Origin of the sequence: Synechococcus sp. R3-13 (assembly GCF_047462195.1) — a bacterium.
Taxonomy (GTDB): domain Bacteria; phylum Cyanobacteriota; class Cyanobacteriia; order Thermostichales; family Thermostichaceae; genus Thermostichus.
This window is the reverse complement of sequence record NZ_JANSIO010000191.1, coordinates 1-6,590: the sequence shown is the minus strand read 5'-3', so window position 1 is coordinate 6,590 and position 6,590 is coordinate 1. Positions and strand designations below refer to the sequence as shown.

General features: G+C 58.4%; 7 protein-coding genes and 1 pseudogene. 3 read left to right on the top strand and 5 right to left on the bottom strand.

The annotated features are described in order from the left end of the window. The 3 genes from NW856_RS05765 to NW856_RS05755 form a co-directional block, all read right to left on the bottom strand. On the bottom strand, window positions 1-695 hold a 695-nt coding region (locus NW856_RS05765; RefSeq protein ID WP_414399481.1), incomplete at its 3' end, for a hypothetical protein. Window positions 696-803: 108 nt separating this feature from the next. Beyond that, entirely contained in the window at window positions 804-1,547 is a 744-nt protein-coding gene (locus NW856_RS05760) for a low-complexity tail membrane protein (RefSeq protein WP_414399480.1), read from the bottom strand. Window positions 1,548-1,581: 34 nt separating this feature from the next. Then, on the bottom strand, window positions 1,582-1,806 hold the full coding sequence (locus NW856_RS05755) for an NAD(P)H dehydrogenase subunit NdhS (protein WP_011432364.1): 225 nt from the start codon (window positions 1,804-1,806) through the stop codon (window positions 1,582-1,584). A gap of 213 nt (window positions 1,807-2,019) precedes the next feature. Between NW856_RS05755 and NW856_RS05750 the strand changes: the two genes are divergently transcribed. Then, window positions 2,020-2,607, top strand: a complete 588-nt coding sequence (locus tag NW856_RS05750; protein ID WP_414399479.1) for an FHA domain-containing protein — start codon at window positions 2,020-2,022, stop codon at window positions 2,605-2,607. A 1-nt stretch (window position 2,608) separates the two neighbouring features. Here NW856_RS05750 and NW856_RS05745 read toward each other — a convergent pair whose 3' ends face one another. Beyond that, on the bottom strand, window positions 2,609-4,093 hold the full coding sequence (locus tag NW856_RS05745) for a cation:proton antiporter (protein ID WP_414399482.1): 1,485 nt from the start codon (window positions 4,091-4,093) through the stop codon (window positions 2,609-2,611). A gap of 178 nt (window positions 4,094-4,271) precedes the next feature. Here NW856_RS05745 and NW856_RS05740 point away from each other — a divergent pair, with 178 nt between their 5' ends. Next, window positions 4,272-5,282 (top strand): ABC transporter permease, encoded by a 1,011-nt coding sequence (locus tag NW856_RS05740; RefSeq protein WP_414399478.1) that lies wholly within the window; start codon window positions 4,272-4,274, stop codon window positions 5,280-5,282. Between the two features lie 215 nt (window positions 5,283-5,497). Here the strand turns inward: NW856_RS05740 and pth are convergent, their stop codons facing one another. Then, the gene (pth, locus tag NW856_RS05735) at window positions 5,498-6,172 is read right to left on the bottom strand and encodes an aminoacyl-tRNA hydrolase (RefSeq protein WP_414344356.1); all 675 of its coding nucleotides are present in this window, start codon (window positions 6,170-6,172) and stop codon (window positions 5,498-5,500) included. A gap of 214 nt (window positions 6,173-6,386) precedes the next feature. Between pth and NW856_RS05730 the strand changes: the two are divergent. Next, a pseudogene (locus NW856_RS05730) lies at window positions 6,387-6,590 on the top strand (diguanylate cyclase); the annotation flags it as partial.

The following is a 6,590-nucleotide window of genomic DNA, read 5'->3' as shown; positions in this document are numbered from 1 at the left end:
GGTGTTGGGATGGGGGTGGGTTTTTCCAGCTCCTCAAGTCGGGGCAGGTCGGCGGGCTTGGGCTCAACACCAAGGCTTCTCAGCTTGGCTTGCGTTTCTTGCACTTGCGCATTGAGCTCTTCCAGGTAGGCGCGGTAGTGGTTGGCAGCTTCCAGGTACTGCTTGGCTTTCTTTTCGTTTTCCCGGACGACCGCCTCCAGTTCTTTGGTGCGAACGGTGTAATCGGCCTCTTGGTTGGTGAGGTTTTCGATAGCTTGATTGAGTACAGCCCGCCGTCGCTCCAGTTGGGCTACAATTTCCGACAACTGTCGTTCTCGCTCGCTAAGGCTGCGTTCCCGGTTTTGAGTTTGTTCCAGTTGAAAGCTGGCCTGGCTGAGCTGCTCTCGCAAATACATCACCTGGGGCTCCGTCTCGTTGCGTTCCTGTTGCAACTCAAAGACCCGCGCTTCCAAGTGATCTTTTTCCTGCTGCAACACTTCCCGCTCGTTCAAAAGACGGGTGTAGAGCTGGTTGAGAAAGTCCACCTCCATCACCACTTGGCTAAGCTGAGTGGCGTATTCCCCAACCAAAGCCAACTCCCGAGCGAGGTTTTGGGTTTCACTGGTGGCTTGATCGGTGAAAAACTGGGGAAGTTGGGTGGTTTCTCTGAGGCGTTGGGTAAATTGCTTGAAGCGGAAAGAAAAGTTGCTCGCCATTGCCGGTGCGGTAGCCTCGAAGATCAGGGGAATGCCGATGGTTCGATTTCACGATGTCTGGATTGCTTCCAATCTAACATTGAGCTACAGCTTTTGCGGAAGCTTGCCTTAGGTGGGATCGGGGGGAGTTTCAGGGGCCGGCATGGCAACTTCCCCAGAGGGATCCCGTTTCTCGGATTCCGGCTGGGGGTTTTCTGTCGCTCTGTTTTTATCCTTGTCTTTTTGGTCTTTCGAGGTGCCTTCTGAATCTTGGCCGGAGATGCGGCGCAACAGCCGTTGCAGGAGTGGGCTGCGGCGATCGCCGATGACGGAGAAGCGGCTTTCAATCTCCTCGACGGGGACGGGATCCATTTGGGCCAGCTCCGGCTCGCTGAGGAGGAGTACCCGTATCGTTGCAATGGGGATCTGCAAGAACAGGTTGGATCCCCAAAATCCAAAGGCAGCTATGGCTAGGCCGGCCAGACGGGTGCCGTTGCCAGGGGTGAGCGGGGCAAAGAGGGGGGCAAAGTCGTAGAGGCGCTCACCGACTTCCAGCATCAGGATTGCCGCCAACAGCGTCAAGATCTTGTGTTCGGGGCTGAGGAAGGCGGCCAAGATGCGGCGCTGGTCGGGGGTAAGTTCTTCCGGGGGGACAGAAGCCACCCACACGCTAAAGATGTCAAACGGTTTGCGCCACTGCATAGCAAAGACCGGCCCAATGCCCACCACGGCCACCCAAGCCTGCTCCGCCCCCACCGGCAGGAGGGGATCCCCTGTGGCCAGCCCGATCAGGGTCAGCCCCACCCACAAGGGGAAGAGGAGGATGCCGGCGGCATGGATCCAGAGGAAAGGTTCCTGCCAATGGCTGCGCATGGGGAAGTTCCAAGAGGGACAGGGGAGAGCAGGGCTAGGGGCGGGATTTGTCCACCACTTCCAATTCTGTGAGGCGGAAGGTGACTAATTTGTCCCAGTTGCCGCCTTCAAAGAGGACAGCGGCATGGTTGTCGGTAACCCGCTGTACCTGGCCCTCAAAGCAGTAGTAGGTGTCGTTGGGGTTGATGACCCGCACGGCAACGCCGGGGTAGATCGGGGGAAGGGCTTCGAGGAGGGTTGGGGTTGGAGTCGTGTTCACGTTTCAGCTATCCTCTTTTTTGCAGAAACTCTGCCTTACTATTATGGGGGAAAGCCCCTCTCTTGCCGAGTCTCCCCCTCGTTGAGCTTCTTCCCACAGCGGTTCGCCGAGGGTTGGGCAATGGCTGAGGTGTGGCTGCCAGCCCGCTAACGGGAAAGGAGCCTGTACTGCAACTTCGACGGTCAACCCAGCTCCCCCTCAAGGCCCCAGACCATGGCTACCGGCGCACAGTCTTCCCCCTCCCAAATCTGGCATGTGTTGGTGATCGATGATGAGCAGGGACGGCGGGCTGTGGCCCTCAGTGCTGCCACCTATTCCATCGGCAGGGATCCCAGCAATGCGATTGTCATCGATTCGGCGGCGGTTTCCCGGCAACACGCGCTGCTGCTGCGGCTACCCCAAAAAGATGGCCAGTATACCTACCGGCTGCTGGACGGCAATATCGAGGGCAAGCGCAGCACCAACGGCGTCTCGGTGAATGGGCAGAGATGTTTGAGCTGGGATCTCAAGGATGGGGATCAGATCCTGTTGGGGAATCAGGTGCGGATGCAGTACTGCATTCGTCGGTTGTCGGACGAAGATTTTCAGCGGTATCTCCAGTCTGTAAGCTTTCGCAGCGTGAAGGCGGAGGTGGTGGATCGGCGCTCCACAACCATGCAGCGGTTTGATCCGCCCTCGATGCAGGCAATTTTGCCCCAAGAGGAGACGACGGAGAGAATTGACGTGAAGCCTCAACGCCGCAATCCGCTGCGGCTGCTGTTCCAGACCCTCTGGGGGCGTTTGAGGGGAAAGCTGAGATAATTTAGCCCTCAGGAATGCCCACCCGTTCTGAGTCTGGGAGCGCTGATGCAGTCTCGTCGGTGCTGTCTTTGCGGTCTTGCTCTGACGCTTCTGCCTGCAAGTCCAGGAGGGAGGGGGGGGAGTTGGCTTCCTCGATCAATACTCCCCGCAGCCAGAGGGGAGCGACAAAGGTGGTGGCAATCACCATGACGATGATGCTGACATCGAGGGCATCGGAGAGAACTCCACTGGCGGCTCCCACACCGGCAAACACCAGGCCCACCTCACCCCGGGGAATCATGCCCACCCCGATGGCGTAGCGGTTGATGCCCGGCTTGCCAAAGGCCCCCAAGCCCGCTGCTAGCTTGCCCACAATGGCAACTCCGATCAAAAAGACGGCAATGATCAGTCCCTCTCGGTTGGCAGGGAGGGTGGGGTTGAGTACGGCAAGGTTGGTTTTGGCCCCGACGCAGACGAAGAAGATGGGCACCAATAGGTCGGAAATGGGCTTGATCTGTTCTTCCAGCTCTTGCCGTTTCTCGGTTTCGGCCAAGATCAGGCCAGCGGCAAAAGCGCCCAAAATCGCTTCTAGATGAATGATTTGCCCTACATAAGCCAGCAGAAAGGCCAGCACAAGGGCGGGCAGAAGGGGGTTACCTCGGGTCTTCAGGCTGTTGAGAAGGGCAACAAAGTAGGGGCTGAGAAGGCGCCCCAAAACAATGGAGCCGACCAAGAAGACGATGGCACTGAGGATGATGATGCCGATATCGGAAAGGTTGACTTCTCCGTTTTTGGCCAAGCCCGCCACTACGGCCAAGATGATGATGCCCAACACGTCATCCAAGACGGCGGCACCAATGATCACTTGCCCCTCTGGGGAGGTGAGTTTTTGCAGCTCGGCCAAGACGCGGGCGGTGATGCCGATGCTGGTTGCTGTGAGGGCAGCGCCGGCAAATACGGCGGGGATAACGGGCACATGAAACAGGTAGAGTAGGCCCAGTGTTCCGGCCAGGAAGGGCACAGCAACGCCGATGATGGCTACGGCTGCGGCTTGAGGGCCAACCCGCAACAGCTCGGCCAGATCCGACTCGAGGCCGATTTCAAACAAGAGGATGATCACCCCGATCTCGGAGAGGATGTCGACGATCTCGCTTTGGGAGGAGAACACCTGTACCAGGGATCCCTCGTCGAGGCCGGCAGTGGCTTGCAGAAATTGCATCAGTGCTGAGGATTGGGCCAAGGCGTGCAGCTCTTGGCCGGAAACTTGTCCTTCCGGGAAGACCAACAACCCCAGCGCGGAGGCCCCTACCGCGACGCCCCCCAGCAGCTCTCCCAACACGGGGGGAAAACTCAGGCGGACGGCAATTTCTCCGGCGATACGGCTGGCCAGATAGATGACCACTAGAGCCATCAGCACCGCTACCAGGATCAGGGGCGAAAGATTGGCAGCTCCTTCAATGGGGGCAGCGGCTTCGACGGCAAGCAAAACGGGATCCCAGCAATTCAACAGCAAGATCTCAACCTCAGGTGGACTGCTTTTTGTCTTGGGTTGGCACAAGCAGAGCGGCTCTGTTCAGGCAATCGCTCTGCCAGAAGACTGTTACAAAGGCTAACCCTCATGGCGATCCGCTTGCAATGCCTGCATCGGCACTTTATGAGGACTCTGTCCCGCTGATGCCAACAGAATGGTTTCCGATGAAGTTGCTCTGGTTGGCAATGGCTATATTTTTATGGCGGTGCGGGTTCTCAGCTTGGGATCCCAGGTGGCTTGGGATCCCAGGTGCCGTGCACTCTGTCTCGATCTACCGCGAGGATTAACGGTGATATCTCCTCTACGCACGCTGAGTGAACGCTGGCTACCCATCCTCCTGACAGGGATCCTACTGCTGCTGGTTTGGGATCCCTTGGCGATTTGGGCGAACAGCCCGGCGGCGCAACGCCTCTTGGAGCAGGGCACTGCAGACTGCAGCACGGTCAGGGAGTGTGCTCGACTATTGCGCAACCCGATCCTGCCTTCTTTGGGTCAATTGGCGGAGGGCTTGAGAAATATGGCGTTCCCCCTCACTTCCACGAGCGCAGTTGGGTATAACGCTCTGGTCACGGCAGCAGAAACGCTGGTGGGGTTGGGGCTGGCTTTGCTGGTGGGGTGGGCAACGGCGGTGGCGTTGGTGTTTTCGCGAGCTTTTGAGCGGATGATGCTTCCCTGGATTGTTGCTTCCCAGAATGTGCCAATTGTGGCTTTGGCGCCGGTGCTGGCGGTGGTGCTGGGGCAATATGGGGTGCGGGGTCTGTTGCCGAAAGCAATCGTGGCGGCCTACATTGCTTTTTTCCCGCTGTCGATCGGCATTGCCAAGGGGTTGAGCAGTGTACCGCCTCTGCAATTGGATTTGATGCGCACTTACCATGCCCACCCGCTGCAGGTATTTCGCTGGGTGCGGATCCCGGCGGCTATGCCGATGGTGTTTACCAGCCTGAAGGTTGCGGTGGCGATGGCTCTGGTGGGGGCTATTGTGGCAGAGATTTCGATTGTTAGCTTTGCAGGGCTGGGGCCGATGTTGTTAAGCCGTTCCTATTACGGCGACATGGTGGGGTTGTGGGTGATCATGCTGGTGGCGGCAGCTTTGGGGATCCTCTTGGTGCAGGGGATTGGCCTGCTGGAGAACATCTGGACGCGGTGGCGGCGACCCACTCCGTAACCCACTCAACACTGGGGATCGACGGGGCTTTGGATCTGATTTCGCGATTGGGGTTTCGTGGGCTGCTCTGGTTCCATCGGTGGATAGTCCAGATAATTGATACTTATCTGGAGTATTGCCCTTCATCCCTTTGCATCAGGGGGACGAAGCCCTTATCACCCCGCTCCTGGAAAATCCCTCAGAGCCAACAACCCAGGTGGACGACGAGCTGCTCCTCAGGAGGAAGCCTCGCCTTGGCCCGGTGCAGGGTTGGATCCATCCAAATCGGACGATGGCCCAGACAGATCCAGAGGATTAAAGCGGTTCATGGCTGTCCTCAGTCCCTCTTGCAAGCAGCACTCCACGGCCTCTACCGCCGTATTCAACACCCGCTCCAGCACCTCTTGTTCTGCAGGCGCAAATCCCCCCAACACATGCCCGACCACATCTTGGCTGCCCCTGGGTTTGCCCACCCCCAAACGCAGCCGCGGAAACCCTTCGCTCCCCAAGTGCTGAATGATGGACTTCATGCCGTTGTGCCCACCGGCAGAACCGGATCCCCGCAGGCGCAGACGACCCAGCGGCAGATCCATATCGTCGTACACCACCAGCACAGAGGCGAGATCTAACTTGTACCAATCCAGCACCGCCCGCACCGATTGGCCGGAACGGTTCATGTAGGTTTCCGGCTTGAGCAAGCGTCGCTTTCCTCCCAGGGCAAACCCTTCTCCGTAGCTACCTTGGAATCGCTTTTCCAAAACCAATGGGATCCCCCAGCGCTGCGCCAGCCGATCCACCACCATAAAGCCGCAATTGTGGCGGGTATTGGCGTATTGAGGGCCGGGATTGCCCAGGCCCACAACGAGCTGCAGGGAAATCTCATCGGTTCCCTTGGGCTTGACCTGGGTCACAACGTTTCTCGCCTCCTCGAGCTAAAGTAAGGCATCGCTGCTTTGAGTGGTGTTGGCGTGTTTTCGGGCTGCTGATCGCCCCGGAGGTTCGGATACCCAGCCGGACTGAGTCGGGACAGCTGTGAGGATCCCTGGGGGCAAATGGCTCGCCGCCCATGACTCTGCCATTGTTTATTGTCAACGCTCATTGTGAACGCTTCTGACCAACCCTGCTATGAGCCTGCCCACCCCCTTCGGTCTTCACCCCAGCACAACCGAATTCGATGCCTCGGATGCCCTGCGCCTCAGCCAGCGTCTGATTCAAGTGGGGATCGCCCTCTCCTCAGAAACGGATCTGCAGCGGCTGCTGGAGTTGATTGTTGCTCAAGCCCGAGAACTGACCCACTGTGATGGGGCCAGCCTTTTTGTCCGAGAGGGG

Coding starts and splice junctions, on each gene's coding strand:
- NW856_RS05760 (WP_414399480.1), bottom strand. CDS start 1,547: ATGCGCAGCCATTGGCAGGAACCTTTCCTCTGGATCCATGCCGCCGGC.
- NW856_RS05750 (WP_414399479.1), top strand. CDS start 2,020: ATGGCTACCGGCGCACAGTCTTCCCCCTCCCAAATCTGGCATGTGTTG.
- NW856_RS05740 (WP_414399478.1), top strand. CDS start 4,272: ATGGTTTCCGATGAAGTTGCTCTGGTTGGCAATGGCTATATTTTTATG.